Source organism: Archangium sp. (assembly GCF_036277355.1).
Classification (GTDB): domain Bacteria; phylum Myxococcota; class Myxococcia; order Myxococcales; family Myxococcaceae; genus Archangium.
In genome coordinates, this window is the sequence record NZ_DASUNC010000059.1 from 54,170 (window position 1) to 79,318 (window position 25,149).

The 25,149-nt window shown below is 69.4% G+C and carries 21 protein-coding genes and 1 riboswitch; of the genes, 15 read left to right on the forward strand and 6 right to left on the reverse strand.

The annotated features are described in order from the left end of the window. The 7 genes from VFZ09_RS15130 to VFZ09_RS15160 are packed head-to-tail and all read left to right on the forward strand — an operon-like array spanning position 1 to position 9,510. Positions 1-981, forward strand: a complete 981-nt coding sequence (locus VFZ09_RS15130; protein WP_329728280.1) for an ABC transporter permease — start codon at positions 1-3, stop codon at positions 979-981. Beyond that, complete coding sequence (locus tag VFZ09_RS15135; protein WP_329728281.1) at positions 974-2,734, forward strand: dipeptide/oligopeptide/nickel ABC transporter permease/ATP-binding protein; 1,761 nt, start codon at positions 974-976, stop codon at positions 2,732-2,734. Before VFZ09_RS15130 ends, VFZ09_RS15135 begins: the two co-directional genes overlap by 8 nt. Continuing rightward, positions 2,731-3,726, forward strand: coding sequence for an ABC transporter ATP-binding protein (locus VFZ09_RS15140; protein WP_329728282.1), 996 nt, complete (start codon positions 2,731-2,733; stop codon positions 3,724-3,726). Before VFZ09_RS15135 ends, VFZ09_RS15140 begins: the two co-directional genes overlap by 4 nt. Then, a complete protein-coding gene (locus tag VFZ09_RS15145) occupies positions 3,707-5,080 on the forward strand; it encodes a GH1 family beta-glucosidase (protein ID WP_329728283.1) in 1,374 nt (457 codons plus the stop codon). The genes VFZ09_RS15140 and VFZ09_RS15145 overlap by 20 nt, the downstream gene beginning before the upstream one ends. Then, positions 5,077-8,286, forward strand: coding sequence for a glycoside hydrolase family 2 TIM barrel-domain containing protein (locus VFZ09_RS15150; protein ID WP_329728284.1), 3,210 nt, complete (start codon positions 5,077-5,079; stop codon positions 8,284-8,286). Before VFZ09_RS15145 ends, VFZ09_RS15150 begins: the two co-directional genes overlap by 4 nt. A 10-nt stretch (positions 8,287-8,296) precedes the next feature. Beyond that, positions 8,297-8,851, forward strand: a complete 555-nt coding sequence (locus VFZ09_RS15155) for a hypothetical protein (protein WP_329728285.1) — start codon at positions 8,297-8,299, stop codon at positions 8,849-8,851. Beyond that, on the forward strand, positions 8,848-9,510 hold the full coding sequence (locus tag VFZ09_RS15160; RefSeq protein ID WP_329728286.1) for a hypothetical protein: 663 nt from the start codon (positions 8,848-8,850) through the stop codon (positions 9,508-9,510). Before VFZ09_RS15155 ends, VFZ09_RS15160 begins: the two co-directional genes overlap by 4 nt. 21 nt (positions 9,511-9,531) lie before the next feature. On the opposite strand, the gene VFZ09_RS15165 is transcribed toward VFZ09_RS15160, so the two are convergent. Further along, the gene (locus VFZ09_RS15165) at positions 9,532-10,776 is read right to left on the reverse strand and encodes a cytochrome P450 (protein WP_329728287.1); all 1,245 of its coding nucleotides are present in this window, start codon (positions 10,774-10,776) and stop codon (positions 9,532-9,534) included. 130 nt (positions 10,777-10,906) lie between these two features. Between VFZ09_RS15165 and VFZ09_RS15170 the strand changes: the two genes are divergently transcribed. Together VFZ09_RS15170 and VFZ09_RS15175 are read left to right on the forward strand one after the other, a co-directional pair. After that, the gene (locus VFZ09_RS15170) at positions 10,907-12,865 is read left to right on the forward strand and encodes an alkaline phosphatase PhoX (protein WP_329728288.1); all 1,959 of its coding nucleotides are present in this window, start codon (positions 10,907-10,909) and stop codon (positions 12,863-12,865) included. A 95-nt stretch (positions 12,866-12,960) separates the two neighbouring features. Continuing rightward, a complete protein-coding gene (locus tag VFZ09_RS15175) occupies positions 12,961-14,724 on the forward strand; it encodes a hypothetical protein (RefSeq protein WP_329728289.1) in 1,764 nt (587 codons plus the stop codon). Positions 14,725-14,754: 30 nt separating this feature from the next. On the opposite strand, the gene VFZ09_RS15180 is transcribed toward VFZ09_RS15175, so the two are convergent. The 5 genes from VFZ09_RS15180 to VFZ09_RS15200 all read right to left on the reverse strand — a co-directional run bounded on the left by VFZ09_RS15180 (position 14,755) and on the right by VFZ09_RS15200 (position 19,102). Continuing rightward, a complete protein-coding gene (locus VFZ09_RS15180; protein WP_329728290.1) occupies positions 14,755-15,447 on the reverse strand; it encodes a hypothetical protein in 693 nt (230 codons plus the stop codon). Between the two features lie 171 nt (positions 15,448-15,618). Then, positions 15,619-15,741 carry a hypothetical protein gene (locus VFZ09_RS15185; RefSeq protein ID WP_329728291.1) on the reverse strand — a complete coding sequence of 41 codons (123 nt, stop codon included), beginning with the start codon at positions 15,739-15,741 and terminating at the stop codon, positions 15,619-15,621. Then, entirely contained in the window at positions 15,738-17,006 is a 1,269-nt protein-coding gene (locus VFZ09_RS15190) for an AAA family ATPase (RefSeq protein ID WP_329728292.1), read from the reverse strand. Before VFZ09_RS15190 ends, VFZ09_RS15185 begins: the two co-directional genes overlap by 4 nt. 142 nt (positions 17,007-17,148) lie before the next feature. After that, positions 17,149-18,240, reverse strand: coding sequence for a recombinase RecA (gene recA / locus VFZ09_RS15195; protein ID WP_329728293.1), 1,092 nt, complete (start codon positions 18,238-18,240; stop codon positions 17,149-17,151). A 109-nt stretch (positions 18,241-18,349) separates the two neighbouring features. Then, positions 18,350-19,102 carry a hypothetical protein gene (locus tag VFZ09_RS15200; RefSeq protein WP_329728294.1) on the reverse strand — a complete coding sequence of 251 codons (753 nt, stop codon included), beginning with the start codon at positions 19,100-19,102 and terminating at the stop codon, positions 18,350-18,352. 242 nt (positions 19,103-19,344) lie between these two features. Between VFZ09_RS15200 and VFZ09_RS15205 the strand changes: the two genes are divergently transcribed. The 6 genes from VFZ09_RS15205 (at position 19,345) to VFZ09_RS15230 (ending at position 25,148) form a co-directional block, all read left to right on the forward strand. Then, complete coding sequence (locus VFZ09_RS15205; protein ID WP_329728295.1) at positions 19,345-19,947, forward strand: RNA polymerase sigma factor; 603 nt, start codon at positions 19,345-19,347, stop codon at positions 19,945-19,947. Continuing rightward, on the forward strand, positions 19,944-20,414 hold the full coding sequence (locus VFZ09_RS15210) for an anti-sigma factor family protein (RefSeq protein WP_329728296.1): 471 nt from the start codon (positions 19,944-19,946) through the stop codon (positions 20,412-20,414). Before VFZ09_RS15205 ends, VFZ09_RS15210 begins: the two co-directional genes overlap by 4 nt. Next, positions 20,414-20,947, forward strand: coding sequence for a DUF3106 domain-containing protein (locus VFZ09_RS15215; RefSeq protein ID WP_329728297.1), 534 nt, complete (start codon positions 20,414-20,416; stop codon positions 20,945-20,947). The genes VFZ09_RS15210 and VFZ09_RS15215 overlap by 1 nt, the downstream gene beginning before the upstream one ends. Next, complete coding sequence (locus tag VFZ09_RS15220) at positions 20,944-21,207, forward strand: hypothetical protein (RefSeq protein ID WP_329728298.1); 264 nt, start codon at positions 20,944-20,946, stop codon at positions 21,205-21,207. Before VFZ09_RS15215 ends, VFZ09_RS15220 begins: the two co-directional genes overlap by 4 nt. Positions 21,208-21,227: 20 nt before the next feature. After that, positions 21,228-22,196, forward strand: a complete 969-nt coding sequence (locus tag VFZ09_RS15225) for a serine/threonine-protein kinase (protein WP_329728299.1) — start codon at positions 21,228-21,230, stop codon at positions 22,194-22,196. Positions 22,197-22,279: 83 nt separating this feature from the next. Continuing rightward, a riboswitch (cobalamin riboswitch) is annotated at positions 22,280-22,484 on the forward strand. A gap of 228 nt (positions 22,485-22,712) precedes the next feature. Beyond that, positions 22,713-25,148: a ribonucleoside-diphosphate reductase subunit alpha gene (locus tag VFZ09_RS15230; protein WP_329728300.1), complete on the forward strand. Its 2,436-nt coding sequence runs from the start codon at positions 22,713-22,715 to the stop codon at positions 25,146-25,148. Position 25,149: the final 1 nt, after the last annotated feature.

Consider the following 25,149-nt stretch of genomic DNA (forward strand, 5'->3'; position numbering starts at 1 on the left):
ATGAACTACCTCCTGCGGCGGCTCGGCTTCTATCTCATCGCCGCGTGGGCCTCGCTCACGCTGAACTTCGTCATCCCCCGGCTCGCCCCGGGAGACCCGGCCTCCGCGATGTTCGCGCGCTTCGAGGGCCGGGTGCAGCCCGAGGCCATGGAGGCCCTGCGCGCCGCCTTCGGCTTCACGGATGCCCCGCTGTACATGCAGTACTTCACCTACCTGAAGCACCTGCTCACCGGGGACCTGGGGCTGTCCTACGCCTACTACCCGTCCCGCGTGTCGGAGGTCATCGGCACGGGGCTGGTGTGGACGCTGGGACTGGCCGGGTGCGCGGTCATCATCAGCTTCGTGGTGGGCTCCCTGCTCGGGGTGTTCGCGGCGTGGAACCGCGGCGGGTGGCTGGACTCGGTGGTGGCGCCCGCGTTCGCCTTCCTCGGCGCCTTCCCCTACTTCTGGCTGGCCATGCTGGCCCTGTACCTCTTCGGCTTCGGGCTCGGCTGGTTCCCCCTGCGCCACGCGTACTCGCATGACCTGGAGCCGGGGCTGTCCTTCACCTTCGCGGCGGACGTGGTCCGGCACGCGGTGCTGCCGGCCGCCTCCATCGTGGTGGCCACGCTGGGCGGGTGGATGCTGAGCATGCGCAACACCATGGTGGCCACGCTGGGCACGGACACCCTCCGGCTGGCCCATGCCAAGGGGCTGCCCCCGCGCCAGGTGATGTTCCGCTACGCCGCGCGCAACGCGCTGCTGCCCAACGTCACCAGCTTCGGCATGGCCCTGGGCTTCGTGCTCAGCGGCTCGCTGCTGACGGAGATCGTCTTCTCGTACCCCGGCACCGGGTACCTGCTCATCCTCGCGGTGCGCAACCAGGACTACCCGCTCATGCAGGGGCTCTTCCTGGTCATCACCCTGGCGGTGCTCGCCGCCAACTTCGCCGTGGACCTGCTCTGCCTCTGGCTGGACCCGAGGACCCGCGCCCATGCTTGATTCCATCCGACGCCTGCTCCGCCACCGGAAGGCCGCGGTGGGCGGGAGCATCCTGCTGTTCTTCCTCGTCATGGCCCTGGTGGGGCCCTGGCTGGTGATGAACCCGAGCGACCTCGTGGGCCGCCCCCACCAGCCGCCCTCCAGCGCCCACCTCTTCGGGACCACGGGCCAGGGACAGGACGTGCTCGCGCAGACGGTGGTGGGGGCGCGCGAGACGCTCGCGGTGGGCTTCGCGGTGGGCCTGCTCGTCACGCTGGTGGGCGCGCTCATCGGCGTGACGGCCGGCTACCTGGGCCGCCGGGTGGATGACGTGCTGTCGCTCACCACCAACGTGTTCCTCGTCATCCCCGGACTGCCGCTGGCCATCGTCCTGGGCGCGTACCTGCCGTCCGGGCCGCTGCGCATGGTGGCCGTGCTGACGGTGGCGGGTTGGGCGTGGAACGCCCGCGTCTTCCGCGCCGAGGCGCTGTCCCTGCGCAACCGGGACTTCGTGGCCGCCGCGCTGGTGGCGGGCGAGAGCCGGGCCCGCATCATCTCCCGCGAGCTGCTGCCGAACATGGCGTCGCTGCTCGGCTCCTCGTTCATCGGCAACACGCTCTACGCCGTGGGCGCCCAGGTGGGCCTGGAGTTCCTCGGCCTGGGTGACGTGGGCTCGGTGACGTGGGGCACCAACCTCTACTGGGCCTCCAACGACGCGGCGCTGCTGACGCGCTCGTGGTGGATCTTCGTCCCCACCGGCGTGTGCATCGCCCTGGTCGGCTTCTCGCTCACGCTGCTCAGCTCCGCCATCGACGAGCTGACCAACCCGGCGCTCAAGGCCCCTCCCGCGGTGGCCCCCATCGCCCCGGTGGTGACGGCCGCGCAGACCGAGCCCCAGGCGCCCGGGGTGCTGCTGAGCGTGCGCGAGCTGTGCATCGAGTACGCGACGGAGCGTGGCCCCTCGCGCGTGGTGGACACGGTGTCGTTCGACATCGCGCCCGGCGAGGTGCTCGGCCTGGCCGGCGAGTCCGGCAGCGGCAAGTCCACCATCGGCTTCGGGCTGCTGCGCCTGCTGCCGCCCGCCGCGCGCATCAGCCAGGGGCGCATCCTGTTCAACGGCACGGACGTCACGGCCCTGGACGCGGAAGCACTGCGCGCCTTCCGCTGGTCCCAGGTGTCCATGGTGTTCCAGAGCGCCATGAGCGCGCTCAACCCCGTGCTCACCCTGGGCGAGCAGTTCCACGACACGCTGGCGGCGCACGGGCGCACCTCGAAGGCGGCCGCCTACGCCCGGGCACAAGAGCTGCTGGCCATGGTGGGGCTGTCGCCGGAGCTGGTGAATGCCTGGCCGCACCAGCTCTCGGGCGGCATGCGCCAGCGGGTGGGCATCGCGCTCGCGCTCGCGCTGGAGCCCAAACTGGTGGTCATGGACGAGCCCACCACCGCGCTGGACGTGGTGGTGCAGAAGGAGCTGCTCCAGCGGATGCTCGAGCTGAAGGAGCGGCTGGGCTTCGCGGTCCTCTTCATCACCCATGACCTGCCGCTGCTGCTGGCCATCTCCGACCGCGTGGGCGTGCTCCAGGGTGGCAAGCTGGTGGAGGTGGACACCTCGGAGCGTCTGCGCGCCGGGGCCCGCCACCCGTACACGCGCCTGCTGCTGTCGTCCTTCCCCCATCTCAGCGCCGACGACGCGGCCGGGCCGTCACCGGAGCTCGCGCTCGCGGCCAACGGGCCCGCTCCCGTGCGGACCGCGCTCCGTGGAGGTCATCAATGAGCCCTCCCCTGCTGGAGGTCACCGGGCTGTCGCGCAGCGTCCCCGTGGGAGGCTTCCTCTCCCGCTCCCGGCGCACGCTGCTCAATGGCGTGTCGTTCACCCTGGAGCGCGGGGAGATCGTCGCGCTCGTGGGCGAGTCCGGCAGCGGCAAGAGCACGCTGGCCCGGGTGCTCGCGCGGCTGGACGCGCCGGACGGCGGGAGTCTGCGGCTCGGCGGTGAGGACATGCTCGCCGCGGAGAAGCAGGGCGCCTCGCTCCACTACCGGGGCCGCGTGCAGATGGTGTTCCAGGATCCGTTCGCCTCGCTCAACCCCGTGCACACCGTGGGCTACCACCTGGAGCGGCCCCTGCTGCGCCACGGGCGGGCCACGCGGGCGGAGCTCCAGGCGCGCGTCCACGCACTGCTCGAGTCGGTGGGGCTGACGCCCGCGGAGTCCTTCGCCCGGCGCTTCCCGCATGAGCTGTCCGGCGGCCAGCGCCAGCGCGTGGCCGTGGCGCGGGCCCTCGCGGTGGAGCCGGACGTCATCATCGCGGACGAGCCCACCTCCATGCTGGACGTGTCCACCCGCCGGGAGGTGCTCCAGCTGCTGCGCGGCCTGACGAAGACGCGCGGCATCGGCATCCTCTTCATCACCCATGACCTGGCGAGCGCGCGGCACCTCGCGGACCGCGTCATGGTGCTGTACGCGGGCAACGTCGTCGAGTCGGGGCCGACCGCGCAGGTGCTCGCGGCGCCCCGGCACCCGTACACGCGGCTGCTGCGCTCGGCCGTGCCGGAGGGCGCGGACTTCCTGCGGGCCCCGTTGCCCGTGAAGGCCTCGACGGGGCCGGTGCCCCCGAATGGCTGTGCCTTCGCTCCCCGTTGTCCCCACGCGGATGCGCGTTGCCATGCCACGCGCCCGCCTGAACACCCACTCGCGGCGGACCACCTCGTCCGCTGCCACCTCGAATCCTCGAAAGGAGTCGTCGACGATGCGGCAGTTTCCTCCTGACTTTCTGTGGGGTGTCGCCACCTCCGCCTTCCAGATCGAAGGCGCCACCTCCGCCGACGGGCGCGGTGAGTCCATCTGGGACCGCTTCTGCGCCACGCCGGGAAAGATCGCCGACGGCACGGACGGCAACGTCGCATGCGACCACTACAACCGCTGGCGCGATGACGTGGAGCTCATGCGCTGGCTGGGCGTCAAGTCGTACCGCTTCTCCATCGCGTGGCCGCGCATCCTCCCGGCGGGCCGCGGCAAGGTGAACCAGGCGGGCCTGGACTTCTACTCGCGCCTGGTGGACGGCCTGCTGAAGGCCGGCATCGAGCCCTTCGTCACGCTCTACCACTGGGACCTCCCGCAGGCCCTGCAGGACAAGGGCGGCTGGCCCGCGCGTGACACGGCGAGCGCCTTCGTCGAGTACGCGGACGTGGTGAGCCAGGTGCTCGGCGATCGCGTGCAGCGGTGGATTACGCACAACGAGCCCTGGTGCATCAGCTTCCTGGGCCACGCCAACGGCGAGCACGCGCCCGGCCACAAGAACCAGTGGGGCGAGATGCTCGCCACGGCCCACCACCTGCTGGTGTCGCACGGCCAGGCGGTGTCCGTCATCCGCGCCAACGCGAAGAACGCCGAGGTGGGCATCACCCTCAACCTCGTGCCCCCGCAGCCCGCCTCGCCCAGCCCCGAGGACCTCGACGCGACCCGCGCCTTCGATGGCAGCTTCAACCGCTGGTTCCTGGATCCGCTCTACGGCCGGGGCTATCCCAAGGACGTCATCGCGGACCACCTGGCGGCCGGCCGCATCTCCTCGGAGACGCTGGACTTCGTCCGGGACGGGGACATGGAGGCCATCGCCACGCCCACCGACTTCCTGGGCGTGAACTACTACAACCGCGGCATCATCCGCAGCGACCGCATCCCCGAGGAGAAGAACGCCCCCCGCACCGTCCAGGCCGGGCCGGAGTTCACGGACATGGGCTGGGAGGTCTACGCGACCGGCCTCACCACGCTGCTCACGCGCCTGCACAAGGACTACCACCCGCCGCGCATCTACATCACCGAGAACGGTTGCGCCTACGCCAACGGTCCGGATGCGGACGGGCGCATCCGTGACACCCAGCGCGTGCACTACCTGAGCACGCACCTCGATGCGTGCCTGGATGCCGTGCGCCAGGGCGTGCCGCTCGGCGGCTACTTCGCCTGGTCCCTGCTCGACAACTTCGAGTGGGCCTTCGGCTACCAGAAGCGCTTCGGGCTCGTCTTCGTGGACTACGCCACCCAGAAGCGCATCCCCAAGGACAGCGCCCACCTCTACCGCGCCGTCGTCACCCAGAACCGCCTGGACGTGGAGAAGGCGGCATGAGCTCCCTCACCCTCGTCACGTGTCTGGCGGTGACGCTCTCCCAGGCGCCCGCCACCGCCGAGCCGGTGGCCGACGCCCCGGTGGCACCTCCTGCCCCGTCCCTCCAGCCCACGGTGGCGGCTGCTCCCGCCGCGGCCGTGCAGACCGTGCGCGTCTACCGCGACGAGCGCGGCTTCAAGCTCCAGGTGGACGGGCGGGACTTCCCCATCCGCGGCATGAACTGGGGCTACACGCCCATTGGCGAGAACTACCGCTACTCGCTGTGGAACCAGACGGACGACTTCATCAAGGCCGTCCTGAAGCGGGAGATGACGCTGCTGCGCGACATGGGCGTCAACGCCATCCGCCAGTTCGACGACATCCCCCCGCGCTGGGTGGAGTACGTCTACGAGAACTACGGCATCTACACCGTGCTCAACCCGCTCATGGGGCGCTACGGCACCTTCGTGGCCGGCGTCTCGGCGCCGAACACGGACTACTCCAATCCGGTGCACCGCAAGGCGCTGCTCACGGACCTGGCGCGGCGCGTGGAGCAGTACCACGGCACCCCCGGCGTCCTCATGTGGATGCTGGGCAACGAGAACAACTACGGCCTGCACTGGACGGGGTATGAGATTCAAGCGCTCCCCGGCCAGGAGGACGCCGCCCGCGCCGAGCACCTGTACTCGCTCATGGGCGAGGCGGTGCGCACCATCAAGGCCCGGGACACGCACCACCCGGTGTCCATCGCCAACGGTGACGCGCAGTACGTGGACCTCATCGCGCGCCTCGCCCCCGAGCTGGACGTCTTCGGCGCCAACGTCTACCGCGGCGCCTCCGCCCGCGACTTGTTCGACGTGGTGCTGCAGAAGCTGAACAAGCCGGTGATGTTCACCGAGTTCGGCGCGGACGCCTATGACGCGAAGGCCGGCCGCGAGGACCACCTGTCTCAGGCGGAGTACCTGCGCAAGCAGTGGGAGGAGATCTACACGCAGAGCTACGGGCAGGGCCGCGCGCAGAACGCCCTCGGTGGCTTCGTGTTCCAGTGGGTGGATGGCTGGTGGAAGATGGGACAGGAGGCCAACCTCTCCGTCCACGACACCACCGCGTCCTGGCCCAACGCTGGCTACCCGGGCGACTTCGTCGAGGGCCAGAACAACATGAACGAGGAGTGGTTCGGCATCAGCGCGCTGGGCCCCGAGGACGACGCGGGCATCGCCCGGGTGCAGCCTCGCACGGCCTACTACGTGCTGCAGGCGGCCTTCCGCCTGGATCCGTACGCCGCCACCACCACCCCGGACACCATCCGCCAGCACTTCGAGTCCATCCGCCCCACGGAGATGTCCCGCGGCTACGAGTCCTCCGTGGCGCTGGCGCGCGCCGAGGAGCTGAGCGCGGTGCGCGTCTCCAACCTGCGGCTGGTGATGGACAGCTCCATGTCGCGCGGAAGCATCGCCACCACGCGGCCCAACCTGGACAGGGTGGACCACACCGAGTCCATCTTCTTCGATCTGGCGATGCAGCCCACCTCCGGTGTGTACGGGCGCGTGTCGTTCAACATCGTGGGCAACGTGGCGCAGAACCGGCTCTACAACCTCTTCTACGAGAACCGGGGCACGCCGGCCACGCCGGCGACGGTGACCGGCACCCCGGCTCCGGGCACGCCCCCCACTGGCGCCGTGGGCCAGCCGCTCGGCCTGGAGCGCCTCGCGCTGTACCAGGCGGAGTTCAAGCTGGACCGGGAGGACTTCAACCTCGAGGGCTTCTACCGCGTGGGCCACACGCACTGGGGCGAGGAAGGCGACTTCTTCAACCTGTACCGCGAGGCGCACTACGGGCCGAACATCGACATCTACCGCGGCAACGCCCCCTTCGGCGTCGTGTTCAGCGGCAAGAAGGCGCTGGACGGCTTCAAGGTGGCGGTGGGCCCGGAGCTGTACTGGGGCGCCAACCCCTCCATCGTGGCCAAGTACCGCAAGGGCGTGGGCCCGGTGACGCTGACGCTCGTGCACCAGGAGGACCTGACCCGCGGCTCCACGGCGCAGACGGCCTCCGTCATCCGCGAGCGCGTGGCGCGCAGGACGGCGCTGGGCCTCGAGTGGCAGCGCGGCCCCATGGGCCTGGAGGTGGGTGGCATCTTCGCGGCGCCGCAGCGCATCGGCGAGGAGTTCATCTGGACGCGGCCCACGGACGGCGCCAGCTACCTGAACAGCGGCTACGAGGTGCTCCGGGACAAGGTGCATTTCCTGGACACGCTCGGCGCCAAGGCGCGCTTCACCTATGACCTGGGCATGGTGCGCATGTTCGCCCAGGCCTCGTTCCGCGGACTGGTGGCGGACGGTGGCCCCGAGCAGCGCACGGTGCTGACGGGCTGGAGCATGCGCGAGAGCGGCCGCGGCAACCACTACGCCGGGCAGGCGGGCATGACCTTCCAGCTGGGCACCTTCCAGGTGGCGCCCAACGTGCTCTACCAGAAGCCCCTCATCGGGCCCAACCCCACCATCAACGACGCCTACGTGGCGGAGACGGGGCAGTACTTCCAGGGCGTCAGGCCGCGCAGCGTGCTGTCGGACACGTTCAGCGTGCTGGACAACCGCGAGACGCTCGGCGCCGAGCTGCTGCTCACCTTCGACCCGACGCCCGGCACGTGGTTCTGGTCCTGGGACCGGGACATGCGCGAGGACGCGCCCTTCGCCGCGGGCCTGGACCTGGTCTTCCGGCACCAGCCCACGTCGCGTGACGCCGGCATCGCCATCCTCGCCAACGGCGCCACCATCGCCTTCGGCAAGGCGCCCCCCGCGGCGGACGAGTGGGAGGCCACGCTGCGCCTGGTGGGCAACCCCACCAAACGCCTGAAGCTCCATGGCACGGCCATGGTGGGCTACAACCAGTCCCCCGGCGAGGACGCACGGCAGATCCTCCGCTACGGCGTGGACGGCACCGTGCTGTTGGACACGCTGGCGCTCTCGGCGCAGCTGCGCCTCAACGACTGGGGCCCGTACGACTACCACCGCGTGTTCAACCTCACCTATCCGCTCCAGGCCACGGGAGACCTGTCGTACGGCCTCAAGCGGCCCGTGCTCGGCGCGGTGACCACCCGCTTCGGCGTGCGCGGAATCGTCCGCATGCTGGACCAGTACTCGGAGGGCCTCAGCGCGGCGGCCCTGTCGGAGGGGTTGATGGGCCGCGAATACGAGGTGGGCGCGTATGCAATCCTGTCGCTCTGAGGGAGGCCGTATGAAGACGTGGCTCGTGCTGGCCGCGGCCGTGGGCATCTCCGGATGCTACGAGCCCGCCAGCTTCGTGTATGGCGAATCGCTGAACGGACTCACGCTCCAGCTCCACAGCCCCAACGTGGGCATCTACCCGGACACCTCCGTGCTGGAGGATCCGAACAACCCCTTCGCCCACGCCACGCCCGGCGCGGAGACGAAGTGGAAGATCCAATCCAGCAGCGCGCACGTGGCCGCGTTCTACTCGTGGGCCACGCTGCTCGCGCGGGAGCCGGGAGGCGAGGCCCAGTTCTACGTGGGCACCAGCCTGCTGGCCATCTACCAGAACGGCGAGGCGAGCCAGGAGGAGCTGCCCCTCGTGAAGGCGCAGGCCATCCGCGCCTACCAGTCCGTGCTCGACAACTTCCCCGACGCCGTCACCTACGACGCCACGGGGACGTTCGCCTATGACCTGGTGACGCCCGCGTACAAGGGCATCACCGAGATGGGCGGCACGGTGCGGGGCGGCTGGACGCTGGTGAAGCTGACGAACGGTCAGGACAGGGCGGTGAAGCCATGAGGAGCGTCGCTGGATACGCGGTGCTGGCGCTGCTGGCCGCGTGCAGGCCGGACCCGGGGCTGTCGGACTACGAGAACCAGGGCGGGCCGTCCCTCCCCTCCGATGGCGGCACGAATCCGGACGCGGACGCGCTCCCGGGCCCGTTCCCCTACCAGACGGGACAGCGCCGCCTGGGCGTGGGCTTCTACGAGGGAGGCCGCTCCGACGACATCCCCGTGGACAACACCACCACGCACGTCTACCTGTACGAGAACACCGTCACCCTCGAGCCCTCCTCCACGCGAGTGGAGGGCAAGTCCGCGGACCTCGCCGTCCACGCGGGCAAGGCGTGGCTGGGATTCGGTGTGCACTGGAACGCGACGCGTGACCTGCGCACGTGGAAGACGCTGCACGTCAGCCTGCGCTCGTCCGACCCCGGCTTCGCCCAGGTGGAGGTGGGGATGAGCGACGACACCCACGACGTGAAGCTCGACGCGAAGAAGTACGGGTACATGAATGACGGCGAGTGGCACCACCTGTCCATTCCGCTGGCGGACTTCACGGCGAGCGGCCTGAACCTGAAGCTGAGTGCCATCGACGCCCCGTTCCAGCTCATCGCCGGAGCGGGCGCTCCGGCGGACAAGCTGCTGCTCGACAACCTGTACTTCACGGCCGAGTAGCACCGGACCGGGGGCGGAGTCCTATCGGGCCTCCGCTCCCAGGACCACCGGCAGGGACAGGAGCCCGCGGAAGCCCGCGCTGTCCAGCCAGTCCAGCGAGGCCCCGGGCTCCAGCTTCAGGTTCGGGAAGCGGCGCATCAGCGCGGCGAAGGTCTCCTGCGCCTCCATGCGCCCCAGCGCCGCTCCCAGGCAGTAGTGCGGGCCCAGGCCCAGCGTCATGTGGCGCAGCTCCTCGCGCCGCACGTTCAGCGTGTCCGGATCCTTGAACTGCGCGGGATCCCGGTTGGCCGCCGCCATCATCAGCATCACCCGCTCGCCCTTCCGGATGGCCTTGCCTCCAATCTCCATGTCCACCGAGGCCTCCCGGTTCGTGAACTGCACCGGAGGATCGTAGCGGAGGAACTCCTCCACCGCGTCGGGCAGCAGCTCCGGCGAGGCGCGCAGCAGCTCCCACTGCTCCGGGTGGCGCAGCAGGGCCAGCAGCCCGTTGCCAATCAGGTTCGTGGTCGTCTCGTGGCCGCCGAAGAGCAGCATGGTGCAGGTGGACAGCAGCTCCTGCTCGCTCAGCAGGCTGCCCTGCTCCTCCGCGTGCACGAGCGCGCTCAGCAGATCATTCGCGGGCTCGGTGCGCCGCCGGGCGATGAGCGTCCGGAAGTAGGCCTCGAACTCGAGGATGGCGCCCAGGCCCGCCTTTACCTGCTCCGGCGTGGGACGGCCCGTGCCGATGAGGCCCGCCAGCTGATCCGACCACCGCTTGAGCCGGTGCCGGTCATCCCGGGGCAGCCCCAACATCTCGCCAATGACGATGACGGGCAGCGGGTTGGCCAGCTCGCTGATGATCTCCATCCGCTCCTTGCCGCGCGCCGCGTCCAGCAACTCCTCGATGAGCGCCCGGATGCGCGGACGCAACGTCTCGACCATGCGTGGCGTGAAGGCCTTGGTGATGAGCCCGCGCAGGCGCGTGTGGGAGGGCGCATCGAGGAAGAGCGTCCAGGAAGCCAGGTTGCGGGCCAGCGGCTCCATCATCTTGCGGACCTCGTCGGACAACCCCGCGCCGAACTGGCCCGTCCGGGCCGACAACAGGCGCAGGTCGCGGAAGCCCGCGGTCACGTCCGAGTAGCGGACCACCAACCAGGCCCCCCACGGCTCGCAGTAGTGCACGGGTCCGTCCCGGTGCATCCGCGCGTAGCTGGTATAGGGGTCCTTCCTCCGCTCGGGATGCATCAGTCCATAGGGATCGGCGGTCTCCATCGGAATGGCCGTCATGCGTGACTCCTCGTGTAAGTGTTTTCACTGGCACCTCTGATGAAGAGGTGGCTCTGAGTGGGGGCCCCGAGCGTACGACCGACGGGGTGCGATTGGATAGACTGGGGGCCGACACACACACGAGGACACCATGAGCTTCAATTATTCGAGCCGGGGGCACCGGATGGGCCGCCTGATGTGGGCATCCCTGACCGCGCTTGCTCTCTCGTCGTGCACGGGAGAGGCGGGAGCACCGGGCACCCCGGGCGACCCTGGCACCGAGGGTCCGCAAGGTCCGCGGGGCCCGGCCGGCACGGTCAAGTCACTCAGCTTCACGCCGGTCAACGCCGCGCGCACCGACGCGGAGAAACGGGCCGTCTACGCCAGCCCCAAGGCGAACGTGAATGGGCAGGAGGTCTCCCTCCAGTACGAGACCCTGCTGCGCTCCGGCCAGCCCCTGGGCGAGCACATCTTCGGGCGGATGATCCAGAAGAACGGCAGCCCGGTGAAGAACACGGATGGCTCGGACTTCATCTCGCCGACCAACGACTTCTCGGCGCTCATCCAGCAGGGAAACAAGCTCTTCGAGCTCACCCAGTTCGAGATCACCCCCGCGGCGATGTACCTCACCGAGCTGCGCCAGGAGCCCAACGGCAAGCTCACGCCCCTGAGCACCCGGCCCATCGACTTCTCGGGCGTGGAGGGCTACTGGGTGCCCTGCGCGGGCAGCGTGTCCCCCTGGAACACGAACCTGAGCAGCGAGGAGTACCCGGAGGATGCCCGCAAGTACGAGGACGCGGCCTCGGTGAGCGCGCTCACCCTGAAGGAGCGCTCGATGATCCGCTACTGGGGGCTGGATCCGGCCACCGCCACCCTCGAGCAGATCAAGGCCGTCTACTCGCCGTACCGCTATGGCTACGTGGTCGAGGTGGCGGTCGACGGCTCGGGTGCCACCACGGTCACCAAGCACTACGCGGCGGGCAGGCGAGCGCTCGAGCTCGCCTACGTGATGCCGGACAAGAAGACCGTCTACTTGAGCGACGATGGCACCAACGACGGCTTCTACATGTTCGTGGCGGCGCGGCCCGGAGACCTGTCCGAGGGCCAGCTCTACGCGGCACGGTGGTTCCAGACCACGCCGTCGGGAGCACCGTCGGGCCGGGCGGACATCTACTGGCTGCCGCTGGGCCCGAGCGCGACGGACGCGCAGGTGAAGGCGCTGATCGACGGCGGCATCCAGTTCTCGCAGATCTTCGAGACCGAGACCCAGAACGCCGATGGCACCTGCCCGAGAGCGCTCGAGGGATTCCGGGCCATCCACACGGAGACGGGCCGCGAGTGCCTGCGGCTCAAGCCCGGCCAGGAGCTGGCGGCCTCGCGCCTGGAGAGCCGCCGGTACGCGGCCTACGTGGGAGGAACCACCGAGTTCCGCAAGACCGAGGGCATCACGTACAACGTCGCCGCCCACCGGCTCTACGTGGCCTTCAGCGAGCTGAACAACGGCATGACCCACGACCCCACGGGGAAGGATCTGGGCGGAGGCAATCACATCCAGGTCGCGCGCAACGACTGTGGCGCGGTCTACGAGATGGTGGTGTCGCCCAACGCGACGATTGGCAGTGACTACGTCGTCGAGTCCGCCGCGCCGCTGGTCGAGGGCGTGTGGCTCAAGGCGCCCGGCGCCAAACCCTACCCGAGCGATAGCCCCTTCTACGACCCGACCTTCACGACCTTCGACAGCGAAACGGGCGTGTCGAGTCCGGGGACCGCGAACGTCTGCAGCGTGAATGGCATCGCCAATCCCGACAACCTGTCGTTCATCAACGGCTATGACACGCTGCTCATCGGAGAGGACACCGTGAGCGGCCACCAGAACGACATGGTGTGGGCCTACAACATCGTCACGCGGGAGCTGACCCGCATCTTCTCCACGCCCTACGGCTCGGAGACGACGGGCGTCTACTTCTACCCGGACATCAACGGCTTCGCGTACATCAAGGCCCAGGTGCAGCACCCCTACGGTGAGTCCGACATCGAGAAGCTCGAGGGCGATGCGAGCAGGGCGCAGTCGTACACCGGGTACATCGGCCCGTTCCCGGCGATGAACTGAGCACCCTCGCCATCATCCAGACAGCCGTGGGGCCTTCCCGGGAGCAGAGGCCCGGGAGGCTCCACGGCGTTGCTCGTGGGAGCAGAAGAAGAGACATGGACCGCCGGAAGGTGACAGGGGTTGTCGGGGCGATGGGCCTGCTGGTAGCGGGAGCGGCATTCGTATGGCGCTCGGGAAGTTCCAGTCCCCCGCCTCCGCCGGCGCCCACCGTGCAGTTGCGGGAGGCCCTCACGGCCGCGATGCCGGCAACCCCGCGGGAGCCTCCGCGGCTCTCGAATCCGGCGGCCTACCTGCCCGCGCAGTGCTACGCGGTCACCCAGGAAGCGCCCGGTGGCCGCACGCGCAACGGCTGCTTCGCGTGTCACCAGATGCCGCGCGCGCCCAACTACGTCGAGGACGCCGAGGTGCAGACGGTCCTCACGGTGCCGCTCCCCGCCGAGGAGAACCGCTGGACGAACCTCGTGCGGCCACCACCGCCCGTCGACATCTCGGACGCCGAGCTGCTGGCCTGGGTGCGCGCGAGCAACTACGTGGATGAGCGCGGCGGGCTCCGGCTCGCCGAGGCGCTGGCACATCCTCCCGCGGCCTGGGATGGGAACGGCAATGGCCGGTGGGAGGGCTACACCCCGGACTGCTGGTTCCAGCCGGACGCGGAAGGTTTCGATCGTTCTCCGGACGGAGCCATGACGGGTTGGAGGGCGTTCGCCTATGCGCCCTTCCCCGGCATGTTCTGGCCGACCAACGGGAGCGCGGGAGACGTGTTCATCCGCCTGCCCGCGGCGTTCCGGCGCGACCGCGACGGGAGAGAGAGCACGGCCGTGTATCGCCTCAACCTCGCCATCCTGGAGGCGTATATCCGCCGGGCGGATGTGCCGCTGCCGCCCACGGACGAGCGCGAGCTCGGCTCGGATCTCGACGGGGATGGAGTGCTCGGCATGGCGAGGCGCGTGGCCTTCGTGTGGCCGCCGAAGCCCGGACGGCCCTTCGGCTACGTGGGAGAGGCGGCCGGGCTGGACCGGACGAAGGACGGCTGGCCCGCGGCGGGGCTCTACCCGCGAGGCACCGAGTTCCTCCACAGCCTGCGCTACCTCGATGTGGAGGGAGGGCAGGTCCGCATGGCCGCGCGGATGAAGGAACTGCGTTACATGCGAAAGACCCGCTGGCTGACGTACAGCGACCTCCAGCTGGCGGCCGAGGCGGAAGCCCGGGAGAAGGAGAAGCAACCCGACAAGCTGAAGCGCGTGCTCGCGGATGCGGAGCGTGGAGTGGGCACGGGCACCGGTTGGCTGATGCAGGGCTTCATCGAGGACGCGGGCGGGGCGCTGCGGCCGCAGAACGTCGAGGAGACCACGGCCTGCATCGGGTGCCATGGCGGAGTGGGAGCGACCACGGACAGCACCTTCAGCTTCGCGCGCAAGCTCGACGCGGGCTCGGCGTGGCAGGGAGGCTGGTACCACTGGGGGCAGCGGGGACTGAAGGGGATTCCCGAGCCCCGGCGCGCCGATGGACAGGGCGAGTACGCCCACTGGCTCGCGCAGGTGGGGGCGGGAGACGATTACGGGACCAACGACGAGGTGCAGGAGCGCTTCTTCCGGAAGGACGGGACGCTGCGGCCCGATGCGGTGAAGGCGCTGACGAAGGACATCTCGGTGCTGCTCGTCCCGTCACCGAGCCGGGCGCTGCTGTTGGACCGGGCCACGCTGGCGCTGGTGAAGGCACAGCGCTTCGAGCGAGGAAGAGACGTAACGGTCGGTGCGCCTCCGAAGGTGCGGGCCCGCCTGGAGCAGGACGGGGCGACAGGAATCACCGAAGCCGTGCGCCCCGGTTGGATGCGCCCAGAAAAGACCGCTTCGCGCTGACGTGCGAAGCGGCCGGGTCGCGGCGGAGTGTCAGGGATTGCCCGTGGCGTAGGCAAACAACTCGATGGGGGTGGCGTAGTAGATCCACCCGAAGAAGCCGCCCACGGCCGAGTGGGAAGGCGGCTCGAAGTACGCCTTGTTCCGCACGCCCGTCAGCGCCAGGAGCCCTCCGAGCGTGAGAGTCCACACCACCTGGAGGGTGAAGGTGACGGAGTAGGAGGCAATCACCAGGGGGATGTAGCCGGGTCCCAGAACGCGAGCCTGAAGCAGGTGCATGCGCTCGTGCTGACCGGCGCCCCCGAGGTTCACCGTCCCGATGGTCTGCAACACACTGTGGCCAAAGCCCCCCGAGTTCCGCGGCTGGAAGCTGATCCAGGCCTGCCCCTCGGAGTCCGTGCGCGAGGGGTTACCGAAGAAGATGTAGATGATGTTGCCGAGCACGAACCCAGCCATCGTGTTCGGCAGGCTCCACGTCAGGTCGATGAACAACTCAATCCAACCGACGGCCGTCTCCAGGTCGTAGATGCATAGGATGCCCGCCTCGAGCCCATGGAGAAGGCCAAAACTGCCTCCCACGATGAGCGCGACCTTGGGTAATGCCGAGACGGTCTGCGGCGAGAGGATGCCCTGCCACACCGGCAGCACGCTAAGGATCAGCAGCACCACCGTGGGCACGACGAGCGAGATGAGGAATGTGAGCAGGCCCTGCACGGTCTTGGACATGAAGCCCTCCTGAGGCTGTGGGAAGTCCCAGCGGTCGGAGGGAGAGCGCAGCCAGTTGTGACGAGCCGCAGAGGCAGCGGAAAAGCAAGGGGCTGCCCCCCTGACCGGAGACGGCCCATGGGTACTTCAAGGCGCTGACGCCTCTCAGGATATGACCTCAAGGCTCAGGGTTTACGACCCTCCTTGTCCGCCCATTCGAGCACCCGAGCATTCCTGGCCATGGCGGAGGATGGACAGCAGGAGCAACGGATCCACCGGGGCCGCGAAGAGGGCCGCCTCCAGGGTGGCAATCATTTCCGCAGGCGCTCCTGCCGGGCGCGGATCAACTCACCGGCCATGTCGTTGATCTCCGTGTAGACGGTCGAGGGCCAGTTGCCCTGGAGTCGGCCCTCCTCGCTCAACCGGATGGGCTCGGCCCTGCTCCGGCCGCTCTCGTCCTGGTGCACCCAATAGACCTGGACCTGCTCGGGCCGCAGCAGGCCCCTGGCCACCTGGATCTGCACGCCGAGCAGGATGTGCTGGGAGTGCGTCTCCAAGAGGACGCTCGGCGGCTCCTCGCTCCCACTGACAGCCGAGGCGATATGCGCGGCCAGGGCCCGCTGCAACCTGGGGTGCAGATGGGACTCAGGCTCCTCGATGGCCAGGATGCGAGGCGCCGTCGGTGCGGGGCGCCGGCTCAGGGCAAGCGCCGCCAGCACCGGCATGACCTTCACCACGCCTTCTCCCGCGTCGAGCAGATCCACATCGAGCGTGGCCCTGGCGGTATGCCGCAGGGTCACGCGGAAATGGCCCAACTCCGGCACGTCGATGATCTCCACGGCACGCTGCAGGTGTGCCTCGCACCAGGCGGACACCTCCCTGAGCACTTCCGGATGGGAAGCCAGGAGAGCCCCCAGGTCACCGCCATCCGGCCGCATCGTCCAGGCAGGAGCGGTGGGCCGGGGAAAACTCCGAGCTGACAACTGGCGCGAACCGAGCCACAACACCGAACGCCGCAGCCCGAGCAGCCCCTCACGCAAGATGAGCGAGAGCGGCGCCGGAATGCCCTCCGATTCCGGAACGAGCCCCCGGAAGAGAACGGGCTTCTCGGAGAGCACTCCCGCTGCGTTGATGGCATAGGTGAGTGCTACCGCGCCCTGCTCCTGGGCACGGAAGCGCCACTCTCCGGACAGCAGGGTCTGATCTCCTTGCAAGAGGCTGAAGCGCTTGACGATGAGCCGCTTCCAGGAGCGCTCCCAGTCGAGGGCCATTTCGATGCGGGTGTCCCCGGCTCCGCCCTTCCACTCGAAGGTGAAGACCATCTCGGGGGGCGCGTCATCGGAGGTGCTCCCCTTCCAGCGCAGGCCCTCGTAGGTGCTGCCACGAGCGGCGGCGCTGGCGAGATTGAGTGGCCCTCCATCCTCCATGCTCACCGAATCCGCCAGCAGAGGCAGAAGCCGCACGAGTGCGCTCTTCCCCGCGCTGTTGTCACCATAGAGCAACGTGAGCGGACGCAGTTCCAGGGACTGGGGCTCCGCGAAGGAGCGGTAGTTGCGCACGTGGATGGCGCTGAGCGTCATGGCGCTCTCCCTAGCACGGTGCGCGACCACCGTGGCTCAACTTCCACCACCCAGACCCGTGCCAGACGCACCCAGAAAAGCAAGGGGCCGCCCCCCTTCTCGGGAGACGGCCCCTGAATACTTCAAGCGGAAAAGGCCCGGACTACTTCGCGGCCTTCACGCGCTGGCGCTTCTCGGAGTGGCCCTCGGCGGGAGCCTCCTCGGTGGGAGCCGGGACGGCGGCCAGGGCCGGCTTGCCGATGCCGTACTTCTCCATCACCTGCCGCTCCACCTCCACGCGCACCTCGGGGTGGTCGCGCAGGTAGTCCTTCGCGTTCTCACGGCCCTGGCCGATGCGCTCTCCCTTGAAGGAGAACCAGCTGCCGCTCTTCTCGATGATGCCGTCGTTGGACGCCAGATCGATCAGGTCTCCCTCCTTCGAGATACCCGTGCCGTACATGATGTCGAACTCGACCTCCTTGAACGGAGGCGCCACCTTGTTCTTCACCACCTTCACGCGGGTGCGGCTGCCCACCACGTTCTCGCCATTCTTGATGGCGCCCACGCGGCGGATGTCCAGGCGCTGCGACGCGTAGAACTTCAGCGCGTTGCCGCCCGTCGTCGTCTCGGGGTTGCCGAACATCACGCCAATCTTCATGCGGATCTGGTTGATGAAGATGACGCACGTCTGGCTCTTGCTGATGGTACCCGTCAGCTTGCGCAGCGCCTGGCTCATCAGGCGGGCCTGCACACCCATGTGCGCATCGCCCATCTCGCCCTCGAGCTCGGCCTTGGGAACGAGCGCCGCCACCGAGTCCACCACCAGCACGTCGATGGCGCCCGAGCGCACCAGCATCTCGGCGATCTCCAGCGCCTGCTCACCGGTGTCCGGCTGGCTCAGCAGCAGGTCATCCGTGCGCACGCCCAGCTTGCGCGCGTAGCCGATGTCCAGCGCGTGCTCGGCGTCGATGTAGCCGGCCACGCCGCCGCGCTTCTGCGCCTCGGCCACGATGTGGAGGCAGAGGGTCGTCTTACCGGAAGACTCCGGCCCGTAGATCTCGACGATGCGGCCCTTGGGCACGCCGCCGACGCCCAGCGCGATGTCGAGCGAGACGCTTCCCGTCGAAATGGCCTGAACATCCCGGACCAGCGGCTCCTCGTTGCCGAGCCGCATGATCGACCCCTTACCGAACTGGCGCTCCACCGCGGACATCGCCAATTCGATCGCCTTCTCCTTCTCTGGATTCACGGCCATTTCGTCTTGCTCCTTGCGTATGCGGCGAGCCACCCCGGCCCACCTGAACTCGCGTTTAGTATCGCGTAGGGATAACCCTAGTCCATCCCTCTGACATGACCCACGGCGTTCACCGCCGAGGCAGCATGAGGAGCAACCAGGCCAACAGTCCAGCTCCCCCGCTGAGGGCTCCGTAGTAACCGCCGAAGACGCCCAGGTATAGCTGAACGAGCGACAGGGCGAGCAGTCCGAGCAGGCCCGCCCGCTGTGACGCCGAGCGTTCAGGGCCCAACAGCGCCGGCACCAGGGTCAGCAGTGACAGTCCCATGAGCAGGACGAGGGGGAGCCCCAGGCCGCCCTGCTCCAGGGGTGGAGGCTGGAGGAGCCACTGGGCGGCGATGCCCGCCACCAGGAGCGCCCCGGCCGCCGTGGACATCCAGGGAAACTCCCGGGAGGCCCCGTCCTGGCCGCGCAGGAAGGCCAGGTCCTCCGGGCGGACCTCCAGCGCGTAGGGGAAGCCGAGCCGCGTCAGCGCCTCGGTGGCCGCCGCCCGGCACGTGCGGCCACCCGGGTCCTCCAGCCCCGCCAGCTGGCCGCTCTCCAGGAGTTGCTCGAGCAGGTCCGCCACCTCCCGCGAGCCCCCTCCGGCCGCCAGCGCGTCCAACTGCTGGTTCAGCGCACCGGCCACCCGGGCCCGGTCCGCGTCGCGGGCCGCCATCCGCGCATCCTGGACGAGGGCGAGCACCCGCCCCGGGTCCGCCTCGGGCCCGAGGGGACTGGCCGGCGGCTCCCAGGGGGCCAGGGAGGGCAGCTCCGCGTCTTCTCCCGATTCACTCGGGCGGGAACCGGAGCCGGGCGGGCGTGTGCGGGGGGTGTCGGACACGGCCGGGACTGTAACGACCGGCTCCCACGACCTTCAAAGCAACCCGCACCTCCCCTACCCCGGAGCTTCCGCCAGCCGACGCCCGGGCCACCGGACGCCTCCCGGAAGACAGCACCCCGCCCTCTGGGGAGGCATGTGGGCACATTACCCACCTCCATCCGGAGACATCCGCGGGGACTCCGGTACGCTCGGGCGGAAAATCGCCCCGCAACTATTGGAAGGGTCCCGGGTTGGACGGAAGCGTGGAAGCGGACTCGGACGCAGACGCACAGATGATGCTGAAGGTGGCGGCGGGCGACCGGCGGGCGTTCGCGCTGCTGTTCGACCGGTACCACGTGAGCGTGGCGCGCTTCGCCCTGCGCTTCGTGGGGGACCGGGAGCGGGCCGAGGAGCTGACGCAGGACATCTTCGTGAAGCTGTACCGCAACGCGAAGAGCTACAGGCCGTCGGCGAAGTTCAAGACGTTCCTCTTCCGGGTGGCCACCAACCACTGCCTCAACGAGGTGCGGCGCGGAGAGTACCGGGTGGAGCACACCTCGACGGATGCACAGGAGGACGAGGGCGGGCTGGAGGTGGCGGGAGGGGAAGGAGACAGGCCGGACCAGGCGTTGGCGGGGCGGGAGCTGGAGCGGGCGGTGGGCGAGGCGCTGAAGGCGATGAGCGAGCGGGAGCGTGCGGCCTTCACCATGTGCCGCTTCGAGGGAATGGCGTACCGGGACATCGCGGAGGCGCTGGAGGCGAGCGAGGCGGCGGTGAAGAGCCTCATCCACCGGGCGACGCTGGCGGTGGCGCGCAAGGTGGAGGAACTGCAGACGGGCTCCGTGCCCGCGAGGAGCAGGGCATGAGTTGTCCATTCGAGGAAGACCTGACGGCGTACGTGGACGGGGAGCTGGTGCCCGCGCGGCGCGCCGAGGTGGAGGCGCACCTGGGGAGCTGCGCGGGCTGCCAGGGGACGGAGGCGCTGCTGCGGCGCACGGTGGCGCGCATGGCCGGGCTGCCCGGGTTCACGCCCTCGCCGGCCATGCGGCGCGAGGTGATGGCGAAGCTGGACGCGCTGCCGCCGACGCTGGGCGAGCGGCTGCGGGCGTGGCTGAGGCCCTCGGTGCTGGTGCCGGCGGCGGGACTGGCGGCGGTGGCGGGGCTGGCGCTCTACACGGCCGCGCCGGGCGAGCCCGCGCTGGACGTGGCGGACGCGGGCACGCTGGAGCTGGCGATGAACCTGGAAGTGGTCGAGGACTACGACGTCGTCGGCCTGGAGAATGACGAGGACCTGGAGGTGATTGCGAGCCTCCACGAGCTGGAGGTGCGGTGATGATGGGCCGGAGCAACCTGGCGCGAGCGGGGCTGATGGTGGCGCTGCTGCTGGGCGGAGCGGGCCGGGCGGAGGAGCCCCAGCCGCCGGAGCCTCAACAGCAGGAGCAGCCGCGGCGGCCCCAGACGGCGGCCGAGCGTTTCCAGCAGCTGTCCCCCGAGCAGAAGGAAGCGCTGCGGGCGAAGCTGCGCGAGCTCAAGGCGATGCCGCCGGAGGAGCGCGAGCGCATCCAGGGCAACCTGGAGCGCTGGAAGCAGATGCCCGAGGAGGAGCGGGAGCGGGTGCGGGCCAACCTGCGCGAGTTCCAGCGGCTGACGCCCGAGGAGCGCCGGCAGCTGCGCGAGCGCTTCCGCGAGTTCCGCGGGATGAGCCCCGAGCGCAAGGCGGAGGTGCGCCAGCGGATGAGGGCGTACCTGCGGGCGCACCCGGAGCGGCGCGAGCAGATGATGGAGAACATGCGGCGCTGGAGGCAGATGACGCCCGAGCAGCGCGAGCAGATGCGCGAGCGGATGCGTGAGAGGCGGCGGCAATGAGCTGGCGCCACGCGGTGATGCTGGCCGCCGTGCTGGCCTCGGGCACGGCCGCGGCCGCCGAGTCCCCTCCTCCCTCCAAGCAGTCTCCGCCCCCGCCCCAGCAGCGCGCCCCGGCCCCCAGGCCCCCGGCGCCGGAGCTGTCCGCGGAGGACAAGGAGGTGGTGGAGAACCTCGAGCTGCTGGAGAGCCTGGACACGGTGGAGGACCTGGACCTGCTGCTGGAGCTGTCCAAGGAAGAGGAAGGCGCGGACAAGCGGTGACGGGGTAGACTGGCGGCACCGTGCAGCCGCCCCCCGCACCGTCCAAGACCGTGGAAATCCCCTCGCGCCGTTTCGGGCGCTATGTGCTGCGCTCGCGCCTGGGCTCGGGGGGAATGGCGGAGGTCTTCCTCGCGGAGGCGAAGGACGAGAAGGGCACGCCCTTCAAGGTGGCGCTGAAGCTGATGCGCAAGGACGTCACCGCCGAGTCCTTCGCCGGCGAGGCGGACCTGATGGGCCTGCTGGAGCACCCGAACCTGGTGCGCCGGCTGGAGATTGGCGAGGCCTTCGGGCGCTACTTCATCGCCATGGAGTTCCTGCTGGGTGGAGACCTGGACGGGATGCTCCGGGCGCACGAGCGGCAGGGGCAGCGCATCCCGTTGGCCGCGGGCGTGCACGTGTGCATCGAGGTGCTGCGGGCGCTGGCCTGCTTCCACCAGGCGCGCACGCGCACCGGCCGGCCGCTGGAGCTTGTGCACGGGGACGTGAATCCCGCCAACATCTTCTTCTCCGGACAGTGCGAGGTGAAGCTCGGCGACTTCGGCGTGGCCAAGGCGCGCGGGATGGACCTGGGCCCGGAGGAAGGCGTGACGGCGGGCAAGCTGCACTACCTGTCGCCGGAGCAGACGCGCGGGGACCCGGTGACGCTGGCCTCGGATCTCTTCTCGATGGGCATCGTCCTGCACGAGCTGGTGCTGGGCTTCCACCCCTTCGAGCGCGGCAGCGACGACCCCGAGGTGGTGATGGCGGCCATCCGAGCGGCGAAGCTGAACCTGCCGGACACGCTGGACAAGCGGCTGGCGGCGGTGATCCGCAAGGCGCTGGCGCCGGACGTGAACCAGCGCTACCGCACGGCGGGCGAGTTCGCGGGAGCGCTCCTGGCGTGGGCGCTGGACACGGGCCAGCCCTTCAGCCCGCGCGAGGTGCAGGCGGGGCTGCAACAGGCGCTCGCTCTTGCCCTCTGGGAGCGCGAGAAGGGCCACCCAAGGTAGCGCAGAAGTACGATCGCCCGAAGCAGGACACAAGGCCCGGAACGTCCGCCACTGATCCTTTGACAGCCTGGGGTCCCCCCCTTACGGTGGCGCGCGTCGCTGGTGCCCGGGTCTCGGCCCGGGCTTGAAAGGGAATCCGGTGTGAATCCGGAGCTGCCCCCGCAGCGGTAAGCGAGAACGAACCCGTCCACACCACTGGCCGAGAGGCTGGGAAGGGGACGGTAGTAGGAGCCGGCGATGAGCCGGGGGCTCGCGAGCCCGAAGACCTGCCAGCCACCTGCCCTCGGGGAGAAATCCGGGGGGAGAATCGACCTGGACGCCTCGTGGGGAGGCGGGAGGTTCCGTGCGCCACGGACTCCCGTGACCGTGCGGCCCCGTCCCTTCTCCTCCTGTGGTGCTCCAGTCGCCCGAGGGGGGCGAGGGTCGGCTCGGCGAGTCATCGCACGTCGCAATGCGCGACACGGGCAGCCCTTTTCCTCCGCGGATCCACACGGTCGCGAACGGAGGAGGAGGAGCATGCTGAACGGAACCCACATCACGTCCACGACAACGCCGCCGCACACCACCATGCGGGTGCGCAAGCGCAACGGGGTGCTCGAGGGCGCGGACCTGAACAAGATCGTCCGGGCGATCGGCCGCTGTTGCGACGGGCTGCGCCAGGTGGATGCCATCCGCGTGGCGACGAAGACGATCGTCGGCCTCTATGACGGGGCCTCGACGCAGGAGTTGGATCAGCTCTCCATCCAGACCGCGGCCTCGCTGACGCTGGAGGAGCCCGAGTACGCGAAGCTCGCGGCGCGGCTGCTCGCCACGTACATCGACAAGGAGGTCTCCGGGCAGGAGATCCACTCCTTCTCGCAGTCGATCGCCGCCGCGCACAAGCTGGGCCTCGTGAACGAGCGCGTGGCCCGGCTCGTCTCCACGAACGCGCGCAAGCTGAACGACACGATCGACCCCTCGCGCAACCGGCTCTTCGAGTACTTCGGGCTGCGGACGGTCTATGACCGCTACCTGCTCAAGCACCCGACGACGCGCGAGGTGCTGGAGACGCCGCAGCACTTCTTCATGCGCATCGCGGTGGCGCTCGGGGAGACGGTGCCCGAGGCGCTGGAGCTCTACCGGCTCTTCTCGATGCTCGAGTACGTGCCGAGCTCCCCCACCCTGTTCAACTCGGGCACGTGCCACGAGCAGCTGTCGTCGTGCTTCCTGCTGGACTCGCCCGGGGACGAGCTGGAGAGCATCTACCAGCGGTACACGGACGTGGCGATGCTCTCGAAGTTCTCGGGAGGCATCGGGCTGGCGTACCACCGGGTGCGCTCGCGCGGCTCGCTGATCGGGAGCACGAACGGGCACAGCAACGGCATCGTCCCGTGGCTGAAGACGCTGGATGCGTCGGTGGCGGCGGTGAACCAGGGTGGGAAGCGCAAGGGCGCGGCCTGCGTGTACCTGGAGACGTGGCACGCGGACCTGGAGGAGTTCCTCGAGCTGCGGGACAACACCGGTGACGAGGCGCGGCGCACGCACAACCTGAACCTCGCGAACTGGATCCCCGACCTCTTCATGAAGCGCGTCGAGGCGGATGGGAACTGGTCCCTCTTCGACCCGAAGGGGGTGCCGCACCTCACGGACCTCTACGGCGAGGAGTTCGAGCGCGCCTACGAGCAGGCCGAGCAGAAGGGCCTGGCGGCGAAGACGCTGAAGGCGCGCGAGCTGTACGGGCGCATGATGCGGACGCTGGCGCAGACCGGGAACGGGTGGATGACGTTCAAGGACAAGTCCAACCGGGCGTGCAACCAGACGGCGCTGCCGGGCCGGGTCGTGCACCTGTCCAATCTCTGCACGGAGATCCTCGAGGTGACGTCAGGGGACGAGACGGCCGTGTGCAACCTCGGCTCCATCAACCTCGCGCGGCACACGTCGGTGGACGAGCGCGGCCGGGTGAGCTTCGACTGGGAGAAGCTGGGGAAGACGGTGCGGACGGCGGTGCGGCAGTTGGCTCGGGTGATCGACCTGAACTACTACCCCATCCCCTCGGCGAAGAGCTCGAACCTCCGCTGGCGCCCGGTGGGCCTGGGCATCATGGGCCTGCAGGACGTGTTCTTCCAGATGCGCCTGCCCTTCGACAGCGCCGAGGCGCGGGCCGTCTCGCGGAAGATCTCCGAGGACATCTACTTCCACGCGCTCTCCGCCTCGACGGAGCTGGCGGCCGAGCACGGTGCCCACCCGGCCTTCTCCGAGACGCGGGCGGCGCGCGGTGAGCTCCAGTTCGACGCGTGGAACGTGGTCCCCGAGGACTCGGCGCGCTGGGACGCGCTGCGTGCCCGGGTGAAGCAGGTGGGCCTGCGCAACTCGCTGCTGATCGCGATCGCCCCCACGGCGACCATCGCGTCCATCGCGGGCTGCTACGAGTGCATCGAGCCCCAGGTGTCCAACCTCTTCAAGCGCGAGACGCTCTCGGGGGACTTCCTCCAGGTCAACCGCTACCTCGTGGAGGAGCTGAAGGCGCTCGGGCTGTGGAACGAGGACATGCGGGCCCGCATCAAGCTCGCGGAGGGCTCCATCCAGTCGCTCGAGGAGATTCCCGCCGACGTGCGGGCCATCTACCGCACGGCGTGGGAGCTGCCGATGCGCTCGCTGATCGACATGGCGGCGGACCGGGGCGCCTTCATCGACCAGAGCCAGTCGCTCAACCTGTTCATGGAGGCGCCGAACATCGGCCAGCTCAGCTCCATGTACATGTACGCGTGGAAGAAGGGGCTGAAGACGACGTACTACCTGCGCTCGCGGCCGGCCACGCGCATCGCGAAGACCACCGCCGACGCGTCCCGGAACGGCGCGGACACGAAGACGAACGGTGTCAGCGAGATGGCCCGAGCCGAGCCGAAGCCCACCGATGAGCAGGCCATCGCCTGCTCTCTCGAGAACCCCGAAGCCTGCGAGGCCTGCCAGTGAT